Here is a 20,870-nt window from a genome sequence, read left to right as displayed (position 1 = left end):
AATTTCAGGTAAACTAGGCGGTCTTGAAAAAAGGGAAGAGCCAGTTATGACAAGCGCTGACGCCGACGACCTCGTCGTTATTGAAAATCTGGATTTTGCCCATGGCTACGGTGCGCATCAGGTCTATAAAGGTCTGGAAATGCGGATCCCGCGCGGCAAAATCACTGCGGTGATGGGACCAAGTGGTATCGGTAAAACCACCCTGTTACGGCTGATCGGTGGGCAACTGAAGCCACAAAGTGGCAGCATTAAGTTTGCCGGGCATGATATTCCGCAACTATCACGCAGCGCTTTGTACGAGCAGCGTAAGCGCATGAGCATGCTCTTCCAAAGTGGCGCTTTATTCACCGATATGACGGTGTTTGACAACATAGCGTTCCCGATTCGTGAGCACAGCGACTTACCGGACGAAATTATTGAGACTATCGTGCTGATGAAGCTGGAAGCGGTGGGACTGCGTGGTGCTCGCGATCTGATGCCAGGTGAGCTTTCCGGTGGTATGGCGCGGCGCGCAGCTTTGGCACGGGCGATAGCACTGGATCCGGAACTTATCATGTACGATGAGCCTTTTGCGGGGCAGGACCCGATTTCAATGGGGGTCATCGTTAAGTTGATTAAGTCATTAAACAACTCACTGGGGCTGACCAGTGTCGTGGTCACCCATGATGTTGCTGAAGTCTTAACCATCGCCGATAAAGTGTTCATTATTGCCGACAAAAAAGTCGTGGCGGAAGGCACACCAGAGGAGCTCAAAGCCTCTGATGATGACTTAGTGCAACAATTCTTGTCGGGCGACGCGGACGGTCCTGTACCGTTCCATTATAAAGCGGAAAGTTTTGCCAAAGATATCTTGGGCGAAGAAGCGGATGCTGACTCTGATGCCGAGCAGCGCAAGGAGCGAGACAATGCTTGATCGAGTTGCAGCGCTGGGGAAGGCAGTTTTAGATAATATTGCCGGTGCCGGCCAAGCTATGGTGATGTTACTGCGAGCCCTGGTAGGCAAACCACAAATTCGCAAGTCCTGGCCTTTGCTGATGCAGCAAATGTACTCCGTAGGCGTGTTATCGCTCGTCATTATCATCGTCAGTGGCCTGTTTATTGGCATGGTCATTGGTCTGCAGGGCTATACGATTTTAGTCGACTTCGGCGCCGAGCAAAGCCTGGGGCCTATGGTCGCACTCTCACTGTTGCGTGAGCTTGGACCTGTTGTCACAGCATTATTATTTGCCGGGCGCGCCGGCTCTGCACTGACGGCAGAAATTGGTTTGATGAAAGCGACGGAACAGCTCTCAAGTCTTGAGATGATGGCCGTCGACCCGCTAAGACGCGTCATCTCGCCGCGCTTCTGGGCCGGTTTTTACAGTATGCCAATATTGGCGATTATCTTCTCCGCGGTTGGTATCTACGGTGGCTATTTAGTCGGCGTGCGCTGGCTTGGCGTCGACGAGGGCGCGTTCTGGTCAGTGATGCAGTCGAATGTCGAATGGGGACAAGATATCCTCAACGGTATTATTAAAAGTTTAGTTTTTGCCTTTGTGGTGACCTGGATCGCACTGCATAAAGGCTTTCATTGTACTCCAACCTCGGTCGGTATTAGTCGGGCAACGACATCGACTGTGGTGACAGCTTCACTCGCTGTGTTGGGGTTAGATTTTGTTCTCACCGCACTGATGTTTGGGTAACAGATTATGGAATCAAGAAATACACAGTTAGCTGTCGGATTTTTCGTTATTTTTGGTGTGCTCGCACTCATATTTCTGGGCCTTCGCGCAGCTGATACCAACGTCGGAAGCAGTAATGAAACCTATAAATTGTACGCAAAATTCGACAACATTGGTGGCTTAAAAGAGCGGTCACCAGTGAAAGTTGGTGGGGTGGTGGTCGGTCGTGTCACCCGCATTACGCTGGACGGCGATTACTATGAGCCGCTGGTCGAAATGACCATCAACAAACAATATGATGAATTTTCTAACACTTCATCGGTCTCAATCTTAACGTCGGGCTTACTAGGTGAGCAATATGTGGGATTAAGCCCAGGTTTCATCGATGACACCGTGGAAATGTTAGAAGACGGCGACTATATCCAAGATACAAAATCTGCACTGGTGCTTGAGGATCTGATCGGTCAGTTCCTGTTCAGCCAAGGCAACGATTAAGGAGCAAAAATGAAAATCTGGTATGCATTCTTGATGGCAGCGCTGTTGGTGGTCACTGGAACTGCCGTGGCCAACACCAAGCAGGACGCCGAAAGCCCTTATGTTTTGCTGGAACGGGTCGCCAATAAGACCGCCAAGCGCATCAGTGAAGAACGCGCTAAAATTAATGAAGATCTTGATTACCTGCGGGTGATCATCCGCGAAGAGTTGATGCCGTATGTCGATGCGACTTACGCTGCAAAGCGTGTGCTCGGTCGGAATCTTAAGGATACGACGGAACAACAACGGCAGGAGTTTTATTCTGTTTTTCGTGAGTACCTGATTGCAACTTACGGTCGCGCCTTTACCCAGTACGATGAAGAAAAACACGAATTTCAGTTCGAGCGGGCTCGCGATATTGCCCCTGACGACCGCATGGTTGAGGTGAAAACTCGTCTTATTGAAAAAGACGGACGGCCACCGGTTCGCCTCGACTTTAAACTGCGCTACGACGACGATGAAAAAGTCTGGAAGGCCTACGATCTCGTGGTTGAAGGCGTGAGCCTGCTGAACAGCAAAGCCGCAGAGATTTCCTCAGTGATACGTGATCGTGGCATCGATGGCACCATCGAATTGTTACGTGAGAAAGGCCAGGAGCCTATCCAGCCTTACGACCAGGGTAATAGTTAAGATTATGACAGCGCAATTGAGTTGGCAGCAAGAGGATGAGACCCTGACCTTTAAAGGTGAACTGACTCGCGCAACAGTTGCGCGTGCATGGGGCCAGCGAAAAGATTGGTACGCCGACGGACAAGAGCGCTTAACTGTTGACCTCGAGTCCGTTGAGCATGTTGATTCGGCCGGTGTGGCGATGCTGTTGCAGTTAAAAAAGTATTTAATGCAACGAAAATGTGAACTTGCGATCACTAATCCGAGTCAACAGTTTGATGCCATCGTTGAAGTTAGCGGTGGCTCTTCATTACTCAAGCATGTTTAAATGCGAGTAAATTAGAACGCAACCCAACAAGAACTTAGTCTAATGACAATTGATACGATTAAAGAACTTATACAGGCAGCGCTCGAGTTAGACGAACTCATTGTGAAAGTTGACGGCAGCCACGCTTCAATTACGGCGGTGAGTGAGCAGTTTGCTGACTTAAGCCGCGTGAAAAAGCAGCAGTTGGTGTATGCACCGCTAAAAGAGCTTATTGCCAGTGGTGAATTGCATGCTGTTTCGATCAAAACCTATACCCCAACTGAATGGCAACGCGAGAAAAAGCTCGCAATGCTGAGTTAAAGCGAGTAGCCCGCAATGCAAAAATTTATAATAAAGGGTGGCCAAGCGCTGCACGGTGAAGTACGGATATCTGGTGCGAAAAATGCTGCGCTACCCATTTTGATGGCAAGCTTGCTGGCGACCGACGATGTGAATCTGCACAATGTTCCTGCTCTGCAGGATGTGCGCACCTCGCTGAAGTTGCTCGCAGACTTAGGCATCAGCAGCGAAGCTCTGGATGCCAACAGCTATCGCATTCATCCGCAAACCATTGCTCACCATATCGCCAGTTACGAGCTGGTGAAGACCATGCGCGCCTCAATTCTGGTTTTAGGACCCTTGCTGGCGCGTCAGGGCGAGGCACAGGTGTCCTTACCTGGCGGTTGTGCCATCGGTGCGCGACCAGTGAATCTGCACATCGAAGGTCTACGCCAGATGGGTGCAGAGATCGTGGTCGAAAATGGCTACATTAATGCTCGTGTTGATGGCCGACTGCAAGGCGCAGCGATCTTGCTCGACACCGTGAGTGTCACAGGTACTGAGAACCTGATGATGGCCGCTACTCTGGCCGAGGGCGTAACCACTATTGAGAATGCTGCGCGGGAGCCAGAAGTCGTTGACCTCGCTAACTTCCTTAATACGCTTGGTGCAGACGTGCGCGGCGCTGGTACTGATACCATCGAAATCCATGGCGTCGATAAGCTCCATGGCGGCGATTACTCAGTACAGCCCGATCGTATTGAAACCGGTACCTTTCTCGTCGCGGCACTGGTGACAGGTGGTGATGTGACTTGCGTAAATACCGATCCAACGATGCTGGATGCGGTACTGAAGAAGTTAACAGAAGCGGGTGCAACCATCACCAAAGGTGAAGACTGGATTCGCTTGCAGGCGCCGGCGCGACCGCGTCCGGTGAATGTAATTACCGCGCCACATCCGGCATTCCCAACGGATATGCAGGCGCAGTTTTGTGCTCTGAATGCCATCGCTGATGGCACCGGCTGGGTGCGTGAAACGATTTTTGAAAATCGCTTTATGCACGTCCCTGAACTGCAGCGCATGGGCGCGCAAATTGAGCTGGAAGGCAACACCGCCATCTGCAAAGGCACCGATCGTCTCGCCGGAGCACAAGTCATGTGTACCGACTTGCGGGCTTCAGCATCGTTAGTGATTGCTGGTTTGGTGGCGAGTGGTGAGACTACGGTGCAGCGTATCTATCATATCGACCGCGGCTATGAAGCTATCGAGAAGAAGCTATCTGCGCTGGGCGCGCAGATCGAACGTCACGATTAATAGCGCAGCTTTCTGATGATGACCGTGGTAGTGATTTCATCATTACCGCGTAAGTAGCGAATTTCGAGTTCGGTGCCGGGGGCGGTATTGGAAATCAAAGCCAGCCCTTCGGTCGCCGAAGAAATCTGCTGGCCGGCAATCTCCACGATGTAATCCTCGGCGCGCAGGCCTGCCTCAGCCGCGGGACTGTTCGGATCGACAGCGGTGACGAAAATACCGGGCTGCTGATATACCTGAGCGGCCGGTGTGTCGCTGGTATTGATACCTAAGTAGCCGCGCACCACTTCACCTTCTTCGATGAGCGTTTTCATAATGGTGCGCGTCAGCGAGTAGGGCACAGCAAAGTAAATCCCCTCAACACCCTGGCCAGCCGGGCCGCGAAATTGGGCGTTATTGATTCCTACCAGGTATCCTTCACTGTTGACGAGGGCGCCACCTGACGCTCCTTCGTTGATCACGGCATCCATCTGCATCAAATCTGCGTGGGTGTTAATCACACCCATGCGGCCACCGGTGGCACTGATAATACCCTGTGTAATGGTCTGCCCTAAGTTGAGCGGGTTACCGATTGCCAGCACTACGTCGCCGACACTGGAGCGCAGGTTCTGGTCCTGCGGGATGACCGGTAGGTTATCAAGTTCAATCCGCAGCACTGCCAGATCGGTAATGGGGTCAACGCCAATAACCTGAGCACTGGTGCGGCGGCCATCTTGTAAAGCAATTTCAATGGAACTGACATTCGCCACGACGTGGGCGGCAGTAATGATATGGCCGACGTTATCCATAATCACACCGGAACCAAGGCGCAGAACTGTGCTGGGGCGACGGCTGTAATAGGAACCGCGAACCTCACTAAGGCTGTAGATGTTGACCACCGCTGGAGCGGCACGGTTAACGGCTTTAGCGAAGCTCATAGGTTGGCTGGACTGCTGCCGTGACAATTGCCAGTCGGCAACTAGAGGCTGCAACCAGATGACCAATGCCGCAACCAACAGGCCCAGTACCACAGAGCGTAAAATGTAGCTTATCCAATTTGTAGACTGGGTCGATCGCGTCATTTGTCTTCCATTACCTGTTGAGCCAAGTGAAACCGTTATGTAAATGAAAAAGCCAGTTAAAGCATATCACTTCTGAAAAAAAGAAGGCAGCTTTGTTGAGCTGCCTTCAAAAGTTGCGCTGTGTGAATCATTTAGTGCATAACAGAGATGGGGTTAACCACCTCGTAATACAAGGTAGAGTGATGAATTACCGCGTTGAATGTTCAATGCGATCACACCACGTGCGGTATCGAGCGCAGTGCGCAGCTCGCTGACCGAACTGACGGGCTGACGGTTAACGGCCATAATAATGTCGTCTTTACGGAGTCCGTAGCGGGCGGCGATTGAGCCTTCCACCAATTCGGTAATCAGCACGCCACCACCGTCGTTAGCCGCTAAAGTCGCGCCTTCCAGGGCAGGGTGCAGATTGGCAGCTTCCACGGCAGTTTCTTCGACGCTAAGCGTGACGGAGAACTGACGCTCGTCGCCATCTCTCAATACGGTTAACTGCACTGGTTTGCCAACGCCCATGGTTTTCACGCGGGCGCTCAGGTCAGAGAAGCTTTTCACTTGCTCACCGTTGACGGCGATGATGACGTCTCCTGATTTCAGGCCTGCTTCATCAGCAGCGCTGTCCGGTAAAACCTCGGCAATAAATGCGCCTTGTTTGGCTTGCAGGTTTAACGCTTCGGCGATATCGGCGGTCAAATCGTTACCGCGAACACCCAGCACGCCGCGACGCACTTCACCGAACTCGATTAACTGCTGTACGAGCGCCTGCATCATGTCAGAGGGAATGGCAAAACCGATACCGATGTTGCCACCGTTCGGCCCAAGAATGGCTGTATTGATGCCAATGAGTTCGCCGTTGAGGGTCACTAAGGCGCCACCCGAGTTGCCGCTGTTAATGGCCGCGTCGGTCTGAATGAAGTTTTCGATTTCTTCGATACCCAGGCCACTGCGGCCCAGCGCACTGACGATCCCAGAGGTGACGGTCTGACCCAGGCCAAATGGGTTGCCAATGGCGACCACGAAGTCGCCGACACGAAGATCCGCTGAACGGCCCACTTCAATTTCAGTCAAGCCTTCACCATCCTGAATTTTCAGCAGCGCGATGTCAGAGTTTGCATCTGTACCTATGACTTCGGCATCAAATTGAGTGCCGTCTTTCAAGGTGACCAGGATTTCTGACGCACCATCGATGACATGATTATTGGTGACCACATAACCTTGTTCAGCATCGATAATGACGCCTGAACCCAGGCCGCGGAAAGGCCGTTCCTGAACTTGTTCCTGTGGGCTATTCGGACCAAAGAAAAAGCGAAACATATCTGGCACGCGCTGGCGTACTTCGCGGCTGCCTTTCACTGAGATGTTCACTACGGCGGGGGTAACTTCTTCGAGCATCGGCGCCAACGTAGGCGTTTCGTCTTTATCGCTGAAGAAAGGAATATTGGCCTGCGCCGGGCTGAACGCCGGTACGCTGGTTAAGGTAATTAGGGTGAGTAGGGCAAAGAATTTCATTCTCATAGGGTACAGACTCCTTTAAACAACACGATGTCGCGTGCAAATAAAGACCGACCCTATGGAAATAAGTTCAGCTCAGAGATGTTTCAAGATGTTTTTTGTTTCGAAGATGAAAAAAGTCCACTTTTTTTATCCGAATAATCGCGAGGCATTTGCTCAGCGGTTTCTTTCTGCGCCTGACTACTGTCTTTTTGCAGCTGGCTGGCCATGCGCAGCTGGCGCATGGTGTCCTCAGCAAAGAACGGCAAGCTCGGTTGCGTCTGCTCTTGCTGCAATAGCTCAGAACTGTGTTGCAGGTACGCCTTGAGCTTATCCTGGGTTTCTTCCAGCTGCTCGACCAGCGCACTGGCCGTGGCAAAATGTTCGGCCACCTCTTGCTGATAGGCGGCGAGCTGTTCGCGACTCTGTTGTACTTCCTGGTTTAATCGCGCCTCGTCAGAGTGTTCTTTCAGCCAGTAGCGCGCTACAAAGAAACCCAAAACTGCTCCTGCCAGTACTAACAGAATGCCAATGATTGCATCCATAAAAACTCCTTAAAAACACGATTCGCATGATAAACTAGTTCCCCATAGCATAATGCAGAATAGGGTCGAAGTGGTAGTGACAACGCAAAACATCACCCCATTAAGTAAATACGAAGAGGATCTAGCCAGCGGCGGGTTCAGTCCTGACGCGGCGCAACGGCGCGCGGTTGAAGCACTGCAAAGGCTTTACGATGATCTGATGAAGTATCGTGCCCAACAACGTGGCGGCTTGGTCAATAAGCTCAAACAGCTGTTTGGAGCAACACCTCAGGCGCCGCAGGGGCTGTACTTCTGGGGGGGCGTTGGCCGCGGTAAAACCTACCTGGTCGATACGTTTTACGATACCTTGCCTTTTGAACAGAAATTGCGCGTTCACTTTCACCGGTTTATGCATCGGGTTCATAAGGAGCTTAAAGAACTCAAGGGCAAGAGTGACCCCTTGCCGATCATTGCGGATAAGCTTGCAGACGAAGCGCAGGTCATTTGTTTCGACGAGTTTTTTGTACAGGATATTACCGATGCGATGATTCTGGGAACCTTGATGCAGGAACTGTTCAGTCGCGGTGTGGTGTTGGTGGCCACCTCCAATATCGTACCCGACGACTTGTATCGCAACGGCTTGCAGCGACAACGCTTTCTGCCGGCGATTGAGCTTATCAAAAAGCATTGCGACGTCATCAACGTCGATAACGGCATTGACTATCGTCTGCGCACACTCAGCAAAGCAGAAATTTATCACTCGCCGCTCGATGCGGAAGCTGATGAAAACCTGCAACGTTATTTTACCGAGCTGGCGCCGGATCATTGCAGCCGAAACACGGATGGCAGTATTCGCATTAACGGCCGCGATATTGCTGTCCGGCTTGAGTGCGACGATGTCGTACTGTTCGAATTCGAAGCGATTTGTGGCGGCCCGCGCTCGCAAAATGATTATATTGAGCTGGCCCAGCTCTACCACGCCGTGTTGATTAGTAATGTACCTCAGCTGGGCGCAAACAAGGATGACGCCGCACGCCGATTCCTGGCATTGGTAGACGAATTTTACGAACGCCGGGTGAAGCTCATTCTGTCGGCCGCGGTGCCGCTGGAGGATATCTACGCCGGTGGCAAGCTGGAGTTTGAATACCGCCGCTGTATCTCGCGCTTACAGGAAATGCAAAGCCACGAGTATCTGGCGCAGGCGCACAAACCTTAAGCGATATAGCCGTTGATCTTTGCAGCGGTTTTCCCTATAATCCGCGCAGCCCACGTTACAGGTACAACTAACCAGTGTGTGGTGAAACCACAACGGTTGTTGTGGTTCGCGGGGAAGCCCGGAACTACTGTCGTGAACCTTTAATAAAGAGTATGTTTCAATGAGTACATTTGTTGCAAAGCCAGAAACTGTACAACGTGACTGGTATGTTATTGACGCCGAAGGTAAAACTTTAGGTCGTTTGGCGACTGAAGTCGCCCGCCGTTTACGCGGTAAGCATAAGCCTGAGTACACTCCTCACGTCGATACTGGTGATTACATCATCATCGTCAACGCTGAGAAAGTGGCGGTTACTGGCCGTAAGGCACAGAACAAAATCTATTATTCACACTCTGGGTATCCAGGTGGTATCAAGGAAATCAACTTCGAGAAGTTGATCGCCAAGGCACCGGAAATGGTCATTCAGAAAGCGGTGAAGGGTATGTTACCTCGTGGTCCACTTGGTCGTGCCATGTTCCGTAAACTGAAAGTATATGCAGGCACTGAGCACAACCATGTTGCTCAACAGCCTAAACAACTTGAAATTTAAGACGGAGCACTAAGACAATGGCAGAGAATCAATACTACGGTACTGGTCGTCGCAAAAGCTCAACTGCACGCGTTTTCTTGCGTCCGGGCAGCGGCAACATCAGCATCAACAACCGCACCTTAGAAGAATACTTTGGCCGTGAAACCGCACAAATGGTTGTTCGTCAACCGCTTGAGCTGGTCGACATGGTTGAGAAATTCGACTTATACATCACCGTTGCTGGTGGTGGCTCTAGTGGTCAGGCTGGCGCAGTGCGTCACGGTATCACTCGTGCACTGATGCAATATGACGAAGCTCTACGTGGCGACCTACGTCGTGCGGGTTATGTAACTCGTGACGCGCGTCAAGTTGAACGTAAGAAAGTCGGCTTGCACAAAGCACGTAAACGTCCACAGTTCTCGAAGCGTTAATTTCCGCTTACGAAGCTGTACGTTTCAGCAAAAACAAAACCCGGCCTTTGTGCCGGGTTTTTTGCGTTTGTCCTTGTAAAAATCAGGGTATTTCTTTATCATCTGAAAGCATTTTTTTGCCGTTCGCCTGTGCCGGTTGGTAGAGGTGGACCTAACGCAGCAGCTAATTACTGACTTCATGGCAATGTCCCGTGAAGCGTCCAAACTGGAGAGTAAGTGGATGAGCAATGCGCCTGTAGATAAAGGCCGCCGTCGTTTTCTGACTGTCGCAACCTCTGTGGTTGGTGCAGCAGGCGCGGTGGGTGTTGCTGTTCCTTTCATTGCATCGTGGAACCCGAGTGCGAGAGCTAAAAACGCGGGTGCCCCTGTGGAAGTGAACATCGGAAAAGCTGAACCGGGTCAAATGATTCGTGTGGAATGGCGAGGCCAGCCTGTTTGGGTGGTACGTCGTACTCCGGAGATGTTGGCAAGCCTTGAAGGCTTAGCAGACCAACTACGCGACCCTAATTCAGAAGAGCCTCAACAGCCAGAATACGCAGCAAATCTCTATCGCTCACGAAAAGAAGAGTTTTTCGTGGCGGTCGGTATTTGTACGCACCTGGGCTGTTCCCCTCAGTACCTGCCAGAGGACTTCGGCGAACAAGTCGAGGGCGTCAAAGCAGGCTTCTTCTGTCCATGTCACGGTTCGAAGTTTGACATCGCTGGTCGCGTCTTTGCGGGCGTACCTGCACCTTACAATTTGGTAGTGCCACCGCATTACTACATTGACGACAACACGATTTTAGTGGGTCAAGACGGGGAGCAAGCGTGATGAAAAGACTAGTTGCATGGATTGACGAACGCATTCCGATGACCAAAACGTGGAACATCCACCTGGCTCAGTACCCAGCACCAAAAAACTTTAATTTCTGGTACCTGTTTGGGGTGCTGGCGATGTTGGTATTGGTGAATCAGATCCTGACCGGTATCTGGTTGACAATGAACTACGTGCCTTCTGCTGAAGGTGCCTTTGCATCGGTCGAATACATCATGCGCGACATCGACTACGGTTGGTTGCTGCGCTATATGCACTCGACGGGAGCATCTGCTTTCTTCGTGGTGGTCTATCTGCACATGCTTCGCGGCATGATGTACGGGTCCTATCAGAAACCCCGCGAATTGCTGTGGGTGTTCGGTATGTTGATCTTCCTGGTGTTAATGGCAGAAGCTTTCATGGGCTACCTGTTGCCATGGGGACAAATGTCCTATTGGGGCGCTCAGGTTATCATCTCGCTGTTTGGCGCCATCCCGGTCATCGGCGATGATTTAACCCTTTGGATCCGTGGTGATTACGTTATCTCAGGAGCGACGTTGAACCGCTTCTTTGCACTGCATGTAATCGCGCTGCCATTGGTACTGGTGATCTTGGTCTTCTTACACATTGTCGCTTTACACGAAGTTGGCTCGAATAACCCTGAAGGGATCAACATTAAGAAGCCGAAGGGCTCGATTCCTGAGGAAGAGAAGCCGAAGTTCAAGTTCCACGAGCGTTTCACTAAGAAATACGACATTGTCGATGCTTTCCCGTTCTTCCCTTATTACGTGGTGAAGGATCTGGTAGGTATCGGAATTTTCTTATTCCTGTTCTGTTACGTGATCTTCTTTGCGCCGGCGATGGGCGGCTTGTTCCTTGAGCCACCAAACTTTGAAGCGGCAAACCCGCTGAAAACGCCAGATCATATTGCACCAGTTTGGTACTTTACGCCGTTCTATGCGATTTTGCGGGCTGTTCCGGACAAGCTTCTGGGTGTCATTCTGATGTTTGGCTCCATTGCAGCGCTATTCGTCCTGCCATGGCTGGACCGCGGCAAGGTGCGCTCAATTCGCTACCGTAGCGGCTTCCACAAGGTCAACCTGGCTGTCTTTGTGGTCAGCTTTGTCGCACTTGGCTACCTGGGTCTGAAACCTGCGACCGAGGTATACACCTTGTTCGCGCGGATCTTCACCTTCTTGTACTTCGCGTTTTTCGTATTACTGTTCTTTTACAGTAAAAACGAGAACACGAAGCCAGTTCCAGAGAGGATTACTAAGTGATGAAACAGTTTCTTAAAACCACTCTACTGGTAGCCGCATCTTTATGGTCAGTTGCAAGCTTTGCAGCTGACCCAACGGTGCCACTTGATGAAGCAAAAATTGATTTGCATGACAAAGCCTCGCTACAGCGTGGTGCGCAATTGTTCATGAACTATTGCCTGGGTTGTCACTCAATGCAGTATCAACGCTACGGCCGTACCTTCGAAGACTTAGGGATTCCTGACGATATCGGAATGGCCAACCTGCAGTTTACCGGCGAGAAGGTGGGTGATCTGATCACCAATGCTATGCCAACAGAAGCCGCGGGTAACTGGTTTGGTACTGCCGCACCGGATTTGACCCTGGTTTCACGGGTGCGTGGTGCCGACTGGATTTACACCTATTTGCGTACATTCTACGTCGACGAGTCTCGTCCGTTTGGTGTGAACAATGCGGTGTTCCCTAACGTTGGGATGCCTCATGTACTGCAAGAGTTACAAGGTGTGCCTCGTAAGACTACCGAAGAACACATGGTCGATGGCGAAATGACAGAACGCTACGTGGGTATTAAAACCGACGGCAGCGGTATGTTAACCCCGTCAGAGTACGACCAAGCTATGCTCGATTTAACCAACTTCCTGGTATATACCGGCGAACCGATGTTGCTACAGCAGCGTCGTATGGGTTGGTATGTCTTCGGGTTCTTATTAGTCTTTACAATTTTCGCGTGGCTACTCAAGCGCGAATTCTTTAAAGACGTGAAGTAATGATGGAGAAAGACATGTCGGTTGCGGCAAATAAACGGTCAGTGATGACGTTGTATTCGGGACGTAATGACTTACGTAGTCATCAAGCTCGAATCGTATTAGCAGAAAAGGGCGTAGGTGTGGAAATCACCTACGTCGAGAACGATCAAATTCCAGAAGACCTGTTGCAGTTGAATCCGTATCCGGATGCGTTGCCAACTTTGGTCGATCGTGAGCTGGTTCTCTACAACGCGCATATCATCATGGAATACCTCGATGAACGTTTCCCGCATCCGCCATTGATGCCGGTGTATCCGGTTGCTCGCGGCACCAGCCGCTTGATGATGTATCGTATCGAGCGTGACTGGTACGCGCTCGCTGATGCGATTGTCAAAGGCGGCAAGGGCATCGAAGCAGCACGTCAGGAATTGCGTGAAGGCATTCTTGCCCTGGCGCCGATTTTTGCCGATACCCCTTACTTCATGAGTGAAGAGTTCACCTTGGTGGACTGCTACCTGGCGCCGTTGCTTTGGCGTTTGCCAAGTTATGGCATCCAGTTAGAGGGCGCTGCAGCGAAGGCAGTGAAAGCTTATATGCTGCGTGTATTTGAGCGCGATTCATTCCAGGAATCACTCACCGACATCGAGCGAGATCTGGGACGGTGAGTGAGTTGACGGCAATGACGGCACGGCGCCCGTATATGTTACGGGCGGTGTACGAATGGTTGGTAGATAATCAGTTGACACCGCATCTGGTGGTGGATGCTGACCAGCCCGGGTGCCAGGTGCCGCGTCAGTTTGTGCAGGATGGACAAATCGTTCTGAATATTGCCCCCGGCGCCGTGGGCAACCTGCAACTGCTCAATGATCGTATCGAGTTCAATGCCCGCTTTTCAGGTAAACCTGAGCATGTGCAGGTGCCGATGATTGCGATCAACGCACTTTATGCACGTGAAAACGGTGCCGGCACCATTTTCGAGGAAGAACCACAGCTCGAAAATACGTCGCCTGAGCCACCTCCTGAACCGCCCACCCCGGGTGGCAAGAAGCGGCCCAGCCTTAAAGTCGTAAAATAAAACGTCTTCTCGGTTTTTAGCTAATTTCGAAAGCATCAATGACGCGCTCAACACCGTTGGTGTTGCGCGCGATATCGATCGCCGCACGCGCCATTTCACGGCTAACCAACCCCATTAAGAACACTTCACCGTTCTCGGTGACAACCTTGATTTTATTGGCTTCAACGGTTTCATCGGTGACAAATTTGGCTTTAATTTTACTCGTCAGCCAGCTGTCATTACTGATGGTTTTAAAACTGATCACCGGACCGGTGCGCAATTCATTATGCACGCGTTGTACACCTTCAACGTCGCGGGCCAATCCTGCAGCTAACTCCGCCAGGCCGGAATGAGGGACCTGGCCAAGTAACAATACTGCGCGATTGAACGATACGACCTGAATGCGGGTGTCTGAAAGCCTTTCTTCGCTTTTTAGTTTGGCGATAACCTTAATTTCAATGGCCTGATCATCCACCTGGGTGCCGACGGTGCGCGAATCTGTCGCTGATGAAATACCAATTGCGGTAGCGCCAACCAGAGCTGCAGCGCAGCCCGATAGCCCAACCATCGCAATCAGGGCGAGCGCCGGTAAACCTAAACGCTGTTTCACGAGTCATCCTCCTGTGGAAATATCTGTTGTTCAGCCAGACTGCATAACATATTCACCAATTGCAGCAGGTGTTCGCTCACCCGGGCCGCATTACGCGACGGAATACGGATTTCTACATCATCGGGACCGAGGAGTCCGGCGACGTCTAAATCGGCGTCGTTGGTCAGGGCAATAATCAACATATCGCGACTCAATGCGGCTTCCATGGCGCGACTGACGCGCGGAGCGTTACTGCCTGCGCTTAACACCAGTAATAAATCACTGGGTTGACCGACGGCTAAGATTTGTTGCGCAAAGATACTTTGATGTTCATTGTCACCAAAATCAGCATGCAATGCATTGACTGGGAAGGGCGGTCGCTCGAACTGCAGGCCAGTGAGCATGATATGAGAAAAGTGCCGGGCGCTGGCGTGCGCCATACTCTCACCGCAGCAGTAGATCTTTTGTCCCCGAAGCAGGGAGTCGACCAGTAATTCAGCCGCCCGCATCAACGGGTCTTGCAGTTGATCCGCTGCAGCGATTTGGGTCTGAATGCACTCTGTAAATATGGCTTTTACTGGCTCTTGCATAAGTCCTCGTTAAAAAGCATCTTGCAACCAGTGGAGTTGCTCCGGCTGCTGACAAATAGCAACGACATCAAAACGCATGAACGTCTGATGTTCATCAAGTTTTTTCGATAGTAAATAAAATTGCGCACTGCGTCGAACACGTTGACACTGGGCGGGGGTAATTTGTTCAACCACCCTGGCAAAATCTTCATTGGCGCGAGACTTGACCTCGACGAAGACCCAGTGCTCGCCATCCCGCATGACAATATCAATTTCACCTATGTCGCAGCGAAAATTACGTTCCACGAGCTCCAGTCCCTGCTGACAGAGGTGTGTTACCGCCAGCTCCTCGCCGGCGTTGCCCTGTTCCTTTGCCAGCATGTGTCAGTCAGTCGCCGTGGCTGGTTTAATCTGATGGCCGTCATAGCGTGCCCAGGCAAGTGCCCGGTCGATACCTGCAGGTTGACGCGTTAGCTCGCCGGTCAGGCCGGACACCTGATAGCCTGGCAATGCTGCCATGACGTCCATGCGTTGCGTCAGCATCATGGCATCGTGGCCAAATGCCGCCAGTCTAGCCAGGTTATAGTTCCAGTGCCGGCGCAGCTGCAGTAATTGTCCTAATCTCGGATAGTGCGGATGGTTCGGTAGTAACCAGGGGATCTCGGTGAAGCGCACGTTGTCGAGGTCATTTTCACTAAGCTGATCGCCGCGAATATGACTGGCGGAGGTGGCAAAAACCGGGATAGGCTCCATAAAGGGTGCGATATTAACGTCAATAAATGGCTTTAATAATCGCGTCTGCTCTATGGTTCCGGGTAAAAAGATCGCGTCAATATCAGCGCGACTGCGAGCTTCAGCGTCCACCAGGATCTTACCCGCGGTAATTTTGACTTGCCAGATACGCGCTTCGCTGGCGGTGACCCCCAATTTTTGCTGAACAATAGCTTTCATGTCATCAGTGGTACGGTAGAGACCGCTCTCGACGGTGGCATTGGGCTGTTGAGCGAGAAAATAGTCTTCGAATACCTGCACCGCCTCTTTGCCCCGGTTACTGTCCGCCGCCAGTATTAATGGATGTTTCACGCCACGCTCAACCAGGGTTTCGGCAACCTGGCGGATTTCCATCTCTGGGGCTAAGGCGTACCAAAGGTCAGGTTGTACCGCCTTCAGTTCAGTGACGTTGTTTAATGCCACCCAGCGTACGCCCATGGCAGCAAGGGGGGCATCATCAATGGCACTGATCGCATCTTTCAATAGCGGACCAATAAGGGTATCGGCCTGCTCTTTCTGCAACTCCTCGGTCAGAGTGGCGTAATCGAAGTTGTTGCTATCGCGGACGGTGATAGAGAAAGCCGGTTGATCTTCCAGCGCCATAATCATGCCATCAAGTACGGCTTGCCCTTGCTCTGCAAAAGGACCGCTTAGTGGCAGTAATACCAGCGCGTGATGTTTCTCAGCGGCTTGCTGTAATTGTTTACGCAGACGCTCCGCGACTGGCGCCGCCGGATGTTCTGGATGGCGCAGCTGCCAGCCCTGGATAGCGCTGCTGTCAATTGCGTCCGCTTGTTGATGTGCAGCCATCAGCAGCGCCAGCCAGGAGCGTGCGACCTCGCCTCTGGTGGTTAACTGTGTCGGTGCTGTGGCCGCACTTAAATACTGCCAGCTTTGCTGGGCAGAGGTATCGGCCTGACCAAGGGCCAGCAACTCAAGTTGATATTGCGCTGCTTGCTGCGAGTGTTGCAGCTGCGCTGCGAGATCCCGGGCGAAACGTAAAATCCGGGCTTGTTGGCTGGTCGCCGTCTGCTCGGTAGCGTTCAGCAATTGCGTTAACTGGTCGTTTGCGTCGCGTGGCCGCCCCTGACTGGCCAGCCACTGTAATCGCGCCAGTTGCAATTGCTGTTGTTGGGAAGCCGACAACTGCTCAGCGACACGTTCGAGTTCACTAAGCAGGACCGCGCTGGCTTGCCACTGCTGCTCATTCTGCAGACGCTCGGTCTGCGCGAGCAGGTACCGCCACTGCGCTTGTTGATTAGGTTGCTGTTGCAGCGCCGTGAGGATCTCGTCCAGGCTTTGGGCAGTAGCCGCAGCTGTCTGCTCACCCAAACTCGGCTCTCGGGGTTCAGATTGTGCCGTTTCGTCTGTTGGTCGTGACGGTGTTGCACAAGCCGCCAGACTGCAAACAACGATGCACAAGACCAACTTCTTTGGCACAATAGCAAGATTCACCAATTTCACACTCACGCTGGGTTCGACTCTAACGGTGGCTCATGGGCATACTATAAACCTAGCCGTGCAGCGACACAACGCAACGAAGTGAATCTTACAAGGGGTTAACATGCCGCAGACCACATCAGGCATACTCTATATTGTACCCACACCCATCGGTAATCTTGGCGATTTCTCGACCCGGGCGCAGCAAGTTCTCAGTGATGTTGCAGCGATTGCAGCAGAAGATACCCGTCATAGCCGACAGCTCTTGCAGCAGTTCGCTATTCAGAATGACGTCTTTGCGCTACATGAGCACAATGAGCGTGAGCGAGCGGGCAAAGTGATTGAGCGCCTGACCAATGGCGACTCAATTGCTCTGATCAGTGATGCGGGTACGCCGCTCATCAGTGACCCTGGCTATGTGCTGGTGCAACAATGCCGCGCCGCTGGTATTAAAGTGGTGGCATTACCGGGGCCCTGTGCGATTACCACAGCGCTATCAGGAGCGGGGCTGCCTACGGATCGCTTTACTTTCGAGGGCTTTCTGCCAGCCAAACCGCAGCAGCGTCGAAAGACACTCAGCGCTTTGCTCGACGAGCCACGTACCATGGTCTTTTATGAGTCGCCCCATCGAATCTTGCACACCCTCAACGATCTGCACGACGTGATGGGAGCTGAGCGCACAATGGTGCTGGCCCGGGAACTGACCAAGCAATTTGAAACTTATCTCAGTGGCAGCATCGCTGAGGTGCTGGATCAGGTTGCGGCGGATAGTAATCAGCAGCGTGGCGAGTTCGTGTTGATGTTAGCAGGAGCGCCAGTGCAGGAGGAGTCCGCGGCGGACGATCTGGCAGCATTGCGGACGGTGCAACTTCTACGTGAGCACCTGCCACTGAAAAAAGCGGCGGGCTGCGCAGCTGAAATCCACGGCGTACGCAAAAACCATCTGTACCAGCTAGCGTTAGACGCAGATAACACGTAGAATGCGCCGCAGAGTTAGCCAGACAATCGCTGCTTATTCAGGTTCGCCTGCGTAAGGGGAGGAAAGTCCGGGCTCCACAGGGCAGGGTGCCAGATAACGTCTGGGCGGCGCGAGCCGACGACCAGTGCAACAGAGAGTAAACCGCCGATGGCCTGCGCAAGCAGGATCAGGTAAGGGTGAAAGGGTGCGGTAAGAGCGCACCGCGCGGCTGGCAACAGTTCGTGGCACGGTAAACTCCACCCGGAGCAAGGTCAAATAGGGGTTCATTGGCGCGGCCCGCGTTGAACCCGGGTAGACTGCTTGAACGCTAGAGTGATTTAGCGGCTAGACGAATGATTGTCCACGACAGAACCCGGCTTATCGGCTAACTCGCTGATTAAAACGTTTGGTGTAGTCGATGAAGGTGTCCAGGCGCAAGCTTTGGCCATAATAAAAGCCCTGCTGGAAGTGACAGTTTTTGCTTTGCAAAAACTCGACTTGAGCGCGGGTTTCGACACCTTCAGCGACGACCATCAGATCCAATGTATGTGCAATTCGGATGAGTACGTCAACTAAAGCCGTTTGTTGCCGATTCGCCGGCACCCCCTTCATAAACTCCCGATCAATTTTAATCACATCAATGGGGTAAAAGCGTAAGTAGTTGAGACTCGAATAGCCGGTACCAAAGTCATCGATGGCCAGGTGCACACCGGCGCTGCGCAGACGGCGTAAACTCATCAACTGACGTTCCTGATTGCGCATCAGCATGGATTCGGTAATTTCCAGCATCAGCCGGTTGGGGGGCATATTGGCTTCCTGCAGGGCTTCCAACCACTCACTGGCGACATCTTTGTCATGGAACTCACGAGGCGACCGGTTGACGGCGACGGTTAGGTCCAGCCCGGCAGCGCGCATAATCTGCCAGTCAGTCATCACCTGCCGCAAAACAAAGTCACCCAGCCAGACGATGGCACCCGTCTTCTCGGCGATGGGGATAAAATCACCGGGTGGGATATTGCCATGCTCAGGATGATCCCAGCGGATCAACGCTTCACAGCGGGTTAATAAGCCACTGACTGTATCAATCACCGGCTGGTATTCGACATGAAACTGGTTGTTCTCCAGAGCATGAATCATCTGATGATGGAGCGCGATATGCTGTTCAGTATTCTGACGCAAGGTCCGGTCGTAGCACGCTACCGAGAGCGAGCCCATGGCTTTCGCTGCGTACATCGCCAGTTCAGCACATTTCACTAGTTGCTGGGCGTGCGTAGCGTCATCGGGGTAGAGGGCAATCCCCAGGCTGGCGGTAATATTGATGTGGTTTTGCTGAATGTCGGCAGTATTCAGCAAATCATTGATTATCGCTTTGCCGCGTTGCTCAGCGTGAGCTGCCGTGTCGACATCGGCCAGCGCCAGCATAAATTCGTCACCGCCAACGCGTGCGACCATGTCTTGTGGACGTATACTGCGACCGAGTTGCTCGGCAACATGCTTGAGCAAGCCATCACCGATATCCTGGCCCAGCGCGTCATTAATGTCGCGCAGATGGTCAAGGTCCAGCATTAACAGCGCAAAGCCTTTGTTGTGGCTCTGCGCATCGGCAATGCGCTGCTCGAGCTGTTGTTGGAAATAATTGCGGTTGGCAAGGCCGGTCAGCGGATCAAAACGGGCCTGAAAACTGATGGTATGCAGCGCAAAGCGCAAGCGCCGCTGAGTCAGGATCAGCACCGCGAAAGCGGCAACAATAAGTGCGGTAACTGCTAAACCTGTTAACCAGTGCACATAGTAACCCTGCTCGGTATCAAGCCAACTGCCGCGGCGTGGTGACACCGCCAGCTGCCATTGGTCGCCAGGCACCTGAACATCCGTCTTTATGGGGTCAAGCTCGAGCACTGCGGCGTCGCCGTTGATAATGTCAGCTCCATTGTTGAGTGATTGGCGATAGACAACAAACTGGTATTCAGGGTGATCGTAGAAGCCGACCTCATGGAACAGGTGCTCATGATCAATGACCAGTGAGGCAATCCCCCAGAAGCTGCCGTCGGCCTGGAAAATAGGAAGTCGGGCAATGAACGCCGTGCCCCCTTGCAGCAAATTCACCGGGCTGCTCAGGATAATGTCCTGACCGCCAATGGCGCGCAGGATTTCATGGTATTGCTCACGCACGTTACGGTAATCGGTGCCGAGCAGCTGTTCGTTACCGGCACGCGGGTAGATAAAGCTGATACGTAGATCGGGAGCCAGGGCCAGGTGACTGATATCGAGCTCAGTCGTCAAAAACTCATCCAGAATCTTTTGCAGACGACTGCGGTCGGGGGTGTCTTGCCAGAGAATTTCGGGTTTCAGCGCGCGCAGGACCAGCACATTAGCCTGAATACGATGTTCGATACTTGAACGCATCGAACTCAGATGCTCCAGAGCACGACGTTTTTCGATCTCGCGCTGCTGCACACGTTCAGTCTCGACAATAGAATAAACAGCGAAGAGCAGGGCGGCGGCGATAAAAAATAAGCCAAAAAAATCGCGCACCATACGCCACTTCGCCTGCGCTGGCGTGTAGTGCGTCGGTTTTCTCATTAAGTCACTGATAAGTTTACGCAATGTTTCGGCTTATTATTGTAATAATGATTCGCAATAGCATCTTCTAGCACATTTATCAGTGCGTCAAGCCCTGTCGCATGTCGCAAAGTCCCCTTTTTTTC

General features: G+C 52.3%; 26 protein-coding genes, 1 other RNA gene and 3 pseudogenes. 20 read left to right on the top strand and 10 right to left on the bottom strand.

The annotated features are described in order from the left end of the window. Positions 1-46: 46 nt before the first annotated feature. The 7 genes from J6J34_RS01975 to murA are packed head-to-tail and all read left to right on the top strand — an operon-like array spanning position 47 to position 4,704. On the top strand, positions 47-913 hold the full coding sequence (locus J6J34_RS01975; RefSeq protein ID WP_301719422.1) for an ATP-binding cassette domain-containing protein: 867 nt from the start codon (positions 47-49) through the stop codon (positions 911-913). Continuing rightward, positions 906-1,682 (top strand): lipid asymmetry maintenance ABC transporter permease subunit MlaE, encoded by a 777-nt coding sequence (gene mlaE, locus J6J34_RS01970; protein ID WP_301719423.1) that lies wholly within the window; start codon positions 906-908, stop codon positions 1,680-1,682. The genes J6J34_RS01975 and mlaE overlap by 8 nt, the downstream gene beginning before the upstream one ends. A 6-nt stretch (positions 1,683-1,688) precedes the next feature. Continuing rightward, on the top strand, positions 1,689-2,156 hold the full coding sequence (mlaD, locus tag J6J34_RS01965) for an outer membrane lipid asymmetry maintenance protein MlaD (protein ID WP_301774335.1): 468 nt from the start codon (positions 1,689-1,691) through the stop codon (positions 2,154-2,156). A 9-nt stretch (positions 2,157-2,165) separates the two neighbouring features. Further along, positions 2,166-2,825 (top strand): MlaC/ttg2D family ABC transporter substrate-binding protein, encoded by a 660-nt coding sequence (locus J6J34_RS01960; RefSeq protein WP_301719425.1) that lies wholly within the window; start codon positions 2,166-2,168, stop codon positions 2,823-2,825. A gap of 4 nt (positions 2,826-2,829) precedes the next feature. Then, on the top strand, positions 2,830-3,132 hold the full coding sequence (locus J6J34_RS01955; protein WP_301719426.1) for an STAS domain-containing protein: 303 nt from the start codon (positions 2,830-2,832) through the stop codon (positions 3,130-3,132). A 42-nt stretch (positions 3,133-3,174) separates the two neighbouring features. After that, positions 3,175-3,432, top strand: coding sequence for a BolA family protein (locus tag J6J34_RS01950; protein ID WP_301719427.1), 258 nt, complete (start codon positions 3,175-3,177; stop codon positions 3,430-3,432). A 15-nt stretch (positions 3,433-3,447) separates the two neighbouring features. Beyond that, positions 3,448-4,704 (top strand): UDP-N-acetylglucosamine 1-carboxyvinyltransferase, encoded by a 1,257-nt coding sequence (gene murA / locus J6J34_RS01945; protein ID WP_301719429.1) that lies wholly within the window; start codon positions 3,448-3,450, stop codon positions 4,702-4,704. Here murA and J6J34_RS01940 read toward each other — a convergent pair. From J6J34_RS01940 to J6J34_RS01930, 3 genes are all read right to left on the bottom strand, one after another. After that, the gene (locus tag J6J34_RS01940) at positions 4,701-5,762 is read right to left on the bottom strand and encodes a trypsin-like peptidase domain-containing protein (protein ID WP_301898417.1); all 1,062 of its coding nucleotides are present in this window, start codon (positions 5,760-5,762) and stop codon (positions 4,701-4,703) included. The genes murA and J6J34_RS01940 overlap by 4 nt on opposite strands. Positions 5,763-5,915: 153 nt before the next feature. Next, on the bottom strand, positions 5,916-7,271 hold the full coding sequence (locus J6J34_RS01935) for a DegQ family serine endoprotease (RefSeq protein ID WP_301898416.1): 1,356 nt from the start codon (positions 7,269-7,271) through the stop codon (positions 5,916-5,918). An 83-nt stretch (positions 7,272-7,354) separates the two neighbouring features. Further along, positions 7,355-7,792 (bottom strand): Z-ring associated ZapG family protein, encoded by a 438-nt coding sequence (locus J6J34_RS01930; RefSeq protein WP_301835545.1) that lies wholly within the window; start codon positions 7,790-7,792, stop codon positions 7,355-7,357. A gap of 52 nt (positions 7,793-7,844) precedes the next feature. On the opposite strand from J6J34_RS01930, the gene zapE reads away from it, so the two are divergent. The 8 genes from zapE to J6J34_RS01890 all read left to right on the top strand — a co-directional run bounded on the left by zapE (position 7,845) and on the right by J6J34_RS01890 (position 13,859). Then, entirely contained in the window at positions 7,845-8,987 is a 1,143-nt protein-coding gene (gene zapE, locus J6J34_RS01925) for a cell division protein ZapE (protein ID WP_301719433.1), read from the top strand. Between the two features lie 160 nt (positions 8,988-9,147). Continuing rightward, positions 9,148-9,576, top strand: a complete 429-nt coding sequence (gene rplM, locus J6J34_RS01920) for a 50S ribosomal protein L13 (RefSeq protein ID WP_301774338.1) — start codon at positions 9,148-9,150, stop codon at positions 9,574-9,576. 17 nt (positions 9,577-9,593) lie between these two features. Next, positions 9,594-9,986: a 30S ribosomal protein S9 gene (gene rpsI / locus J6J34_RS01915; protein WP_301719435.1), complete on the top strand. Its 393-nt coding sequence runs from the start codon at positions 9,594-9,596 to the stop codon at positions 9,984-9,986. Positions 9,987-10,206: 220 nt separating this feature from the next. Beyond that, positions 10,207-10,797, top strand: coding sequence for a ubiquinol-cytochrome c reductase iron-sulfur subunit (gene petA, locus J6J34_RS01910; RefSeq protein ID WP_301720780.1), 591 nt, complete (start codon positions 10,207-10,209; stop codon positions 10,795-10,797). Next, a complete protein-coding gene (locus J6J34_RS01905) occupies positions 10,797-12,059 on the top strand; it encodes a cytochrome b (protein ID WP_418055159.1) in 1,263 nt (420 codons plus the stop codon). Before petA ends, J6J34_RS01905 begins: the two co-directional genes overlap by 1 nt. Continuing rightward, entirely contained in the window at positions 12,059-12,805 is a 747-nt protein-coding gene (locus tag J6J34_RS01900; protein ID WP_301719437.1) for a cytochrome c1, read from the top strand. Before J6J34_RS01905 ends, J6J34_RS01900 begins: the two co-directional genes overlap by 1 nt. A gap of 14 nt (positions 12,806-12,819) precedes the next feature. After that, a complete protein-coding gene (sspA, locus tag J6J34_RS01895) occupies positions 12,820-13,449 on the top strand; it encodes a stringent starvation protein SspA (RefSeq protein ID WP_301719438.1) in 630 nt (209 codons plus the stop codon). A gap of 14 nt (positions 13,450-13,463) precedes the next feature. Beyond that, positions 13,464-13,859 carry a ClpXP protease specificity-enhancing factor gene (locus tag J6J34_RS01890; protein WP_335342626.1) on the top strand — a complete coding sequence of 132 codons (396 nt, stop codon included), beginning with the start codon at positions 13,464-13,466 and terminating at the stop codon, positions 13,857-13,859. 16 nt (positions 13,860-13,875) lie between these two features. Here the strand turns inward: J6J34_RS01890 and dolP are convergent, their stop codons facing one another. From dolP to J6J34_RS01870, 4 genes are read right to left on the bottom strand one after another with little or no spacing between them, the layout of a single operon-like run. Further along, positions 13,876-14,448, bottom strand: a complete 573-nt coding sequence (gene dolP, locus J6J34_RS01885) for a division/outer membrane stress-associated lipid-binding lipoprotein (protein ID WP_301719439.1) — start codon at positions 14,446-14,448, stop codon at positions 13,876-13,878. Further along, positions 14,445-15,017, bottom strand: a complete 573-nt coding sequence (locus J6J34_RS01880) for an SIS domain-containing protein (protein WP_301719441.1) — start codon at positions 15,015-15,017, stop codon at positions 14,445-14,447. The genes dolP and J6J34_RS01880 overlap by 4 nt, the downstream gene beginning before the upstream one ends. Positions 15,018-15,026: 9 nt before the next feature. Next, a complete protein-coding gene (locus J6J34_RS01875; protein ID WP_301719443.1) occupies positions 15,027-15,377 on the bottom strand; it encodes a YraN family protein in 351 nt (116 codons plus the stop codon). Between the two features lie 3 nt (positions 15,378-15,380). Next, positions 15,381-17,237, bottom strand: a complete 1,857-nt coding sequence (locus tag J6J34_RS01870; RefSeq protein WP_301898415.1) for a penicillin-binding protein activator — start codon at positions 17,235-17,237, stop codon at positions 15,381-15,383. 94 nt (positions 17,238-17,331) lie between these two features. Between J6J34_RS01870 and rsmI the strand changes: the two genes are divergently transcribed. Further along, positions 17,332-18,186, top strand: coding sequence for a 16S rRNA (cytidine(1402)-2'-O)-methyltransferase (gene rsmI, locus J6J34_RS01865; protein WP_301719445.1), 855 nt, complete (start codon positions 17,332-17,334; stop codon positions 18,184-18,186). Between the two features lie 10 nt (positions 18,187-18,196). Further along, an RNA gene (gene rnpB, locus J6J34_RS01860) (RNase P RNA component class A) lies at positions 18,197-18,562 on the top strand. A 104-nt stretch (positions 18,563-18,666) separates the two neighbouring features. Here the strand turns inward: rnpB and J6J34_RS12490 are convergent. Further along, positions 18,667-19,302 (bottom strand): annotated as a pseudogene (locus J6J34_RS12490) (EAL domain-containing protein); the annotation flags it as partial. Here J6J34_RS12490 and J6J34_RS01855 point away from each other — a divergent pair. Beyond that, positions 19,270-19,422, top strand: coding sequence for a hypothetical protein (locus J6J34_RS01855; RefSeq protein WP_301774344.1), 153 nt, complete (start codon positions 19,270-19,272; stop codon positions 19,420-19,422). The pseudogene J6J34_RS12490 and the gene J6J34_RS01855 sit on opposite strands and share 33 nt — an antisense overlap. Before the next feature lie 3 nt (positions 19,423-19,425). Here the strand turns inward: J6J34_RS01855 and J6J34_RS12485 are convergent. Further along, positions 19,426-19,824 (bottom strand): annotated as a pseudogene (locus J6J34_RS12485) (GGDEF domain-containing protein); the annotation flags it as partial. On the opposite strand from J6J34_RS12485, the gene J6J34_RS01845 reads away from it, so the two are divergent. Next, positions 19,753-19,932, top strand: coding sequence for a hypothetical protein (locus J6J34_RS01845; protein WP_301898414.1), 180 nt, complete (start codon positions 19,753-19,755; stop codon positions 19,930-19,932). The pseudogene J6J34_RS12485 and the gene J6J34_RS01845 sit on opposite strands and share 72 nt — an antisense overlap. 231 nt (positions 19,933-20,163) lie before the next feature. On the opposite strand, the pseudogene J6J34_RS12480 reads toward J6J34_RS01845, so the two are convergent. Further along, a pseudogene (locus tag J6J34_RS12480) lies at positions 20,164-20,334 on the bottom strand (hypothetical protein); the annotation flags it as partial. An 84-nt stretch (positions 20,335-20,418) separates the two neighbouring features. Here J6J34_RS12480 and J6J34_RS01835 point away from each other — a divergent pair. Continuing rightward, positions 20,419-20,562 (top strand): hypothetical protein, encoded by a 144-nt coding sequence (locus tag J6J34_RS01835; RefSeq protein WP_301898413.1) that lies wholly within the window; start codon positions 20,419-20,421, stop codon positions 20,560-20,562. Positions 20,563-20,870 lie beyond the last annotated feature (308 nt).

This window comes from Pseudidiomarina terrestris, assembly GCF_030466405.1.
In the GTDB taxonomy this organism is placed as follows: domain Bacteria; phylum Pseudomonadota; class Gammaproteobacteria; order Enterobacterales; family Alteromonadaceae; genus Pseudidiomarina; species Pseudidiomarina terrestris.
Note: the sequence above shows the minus strand (reverse complement) of the source record. Positions and strands in the feature narration are given on the sequence as shown.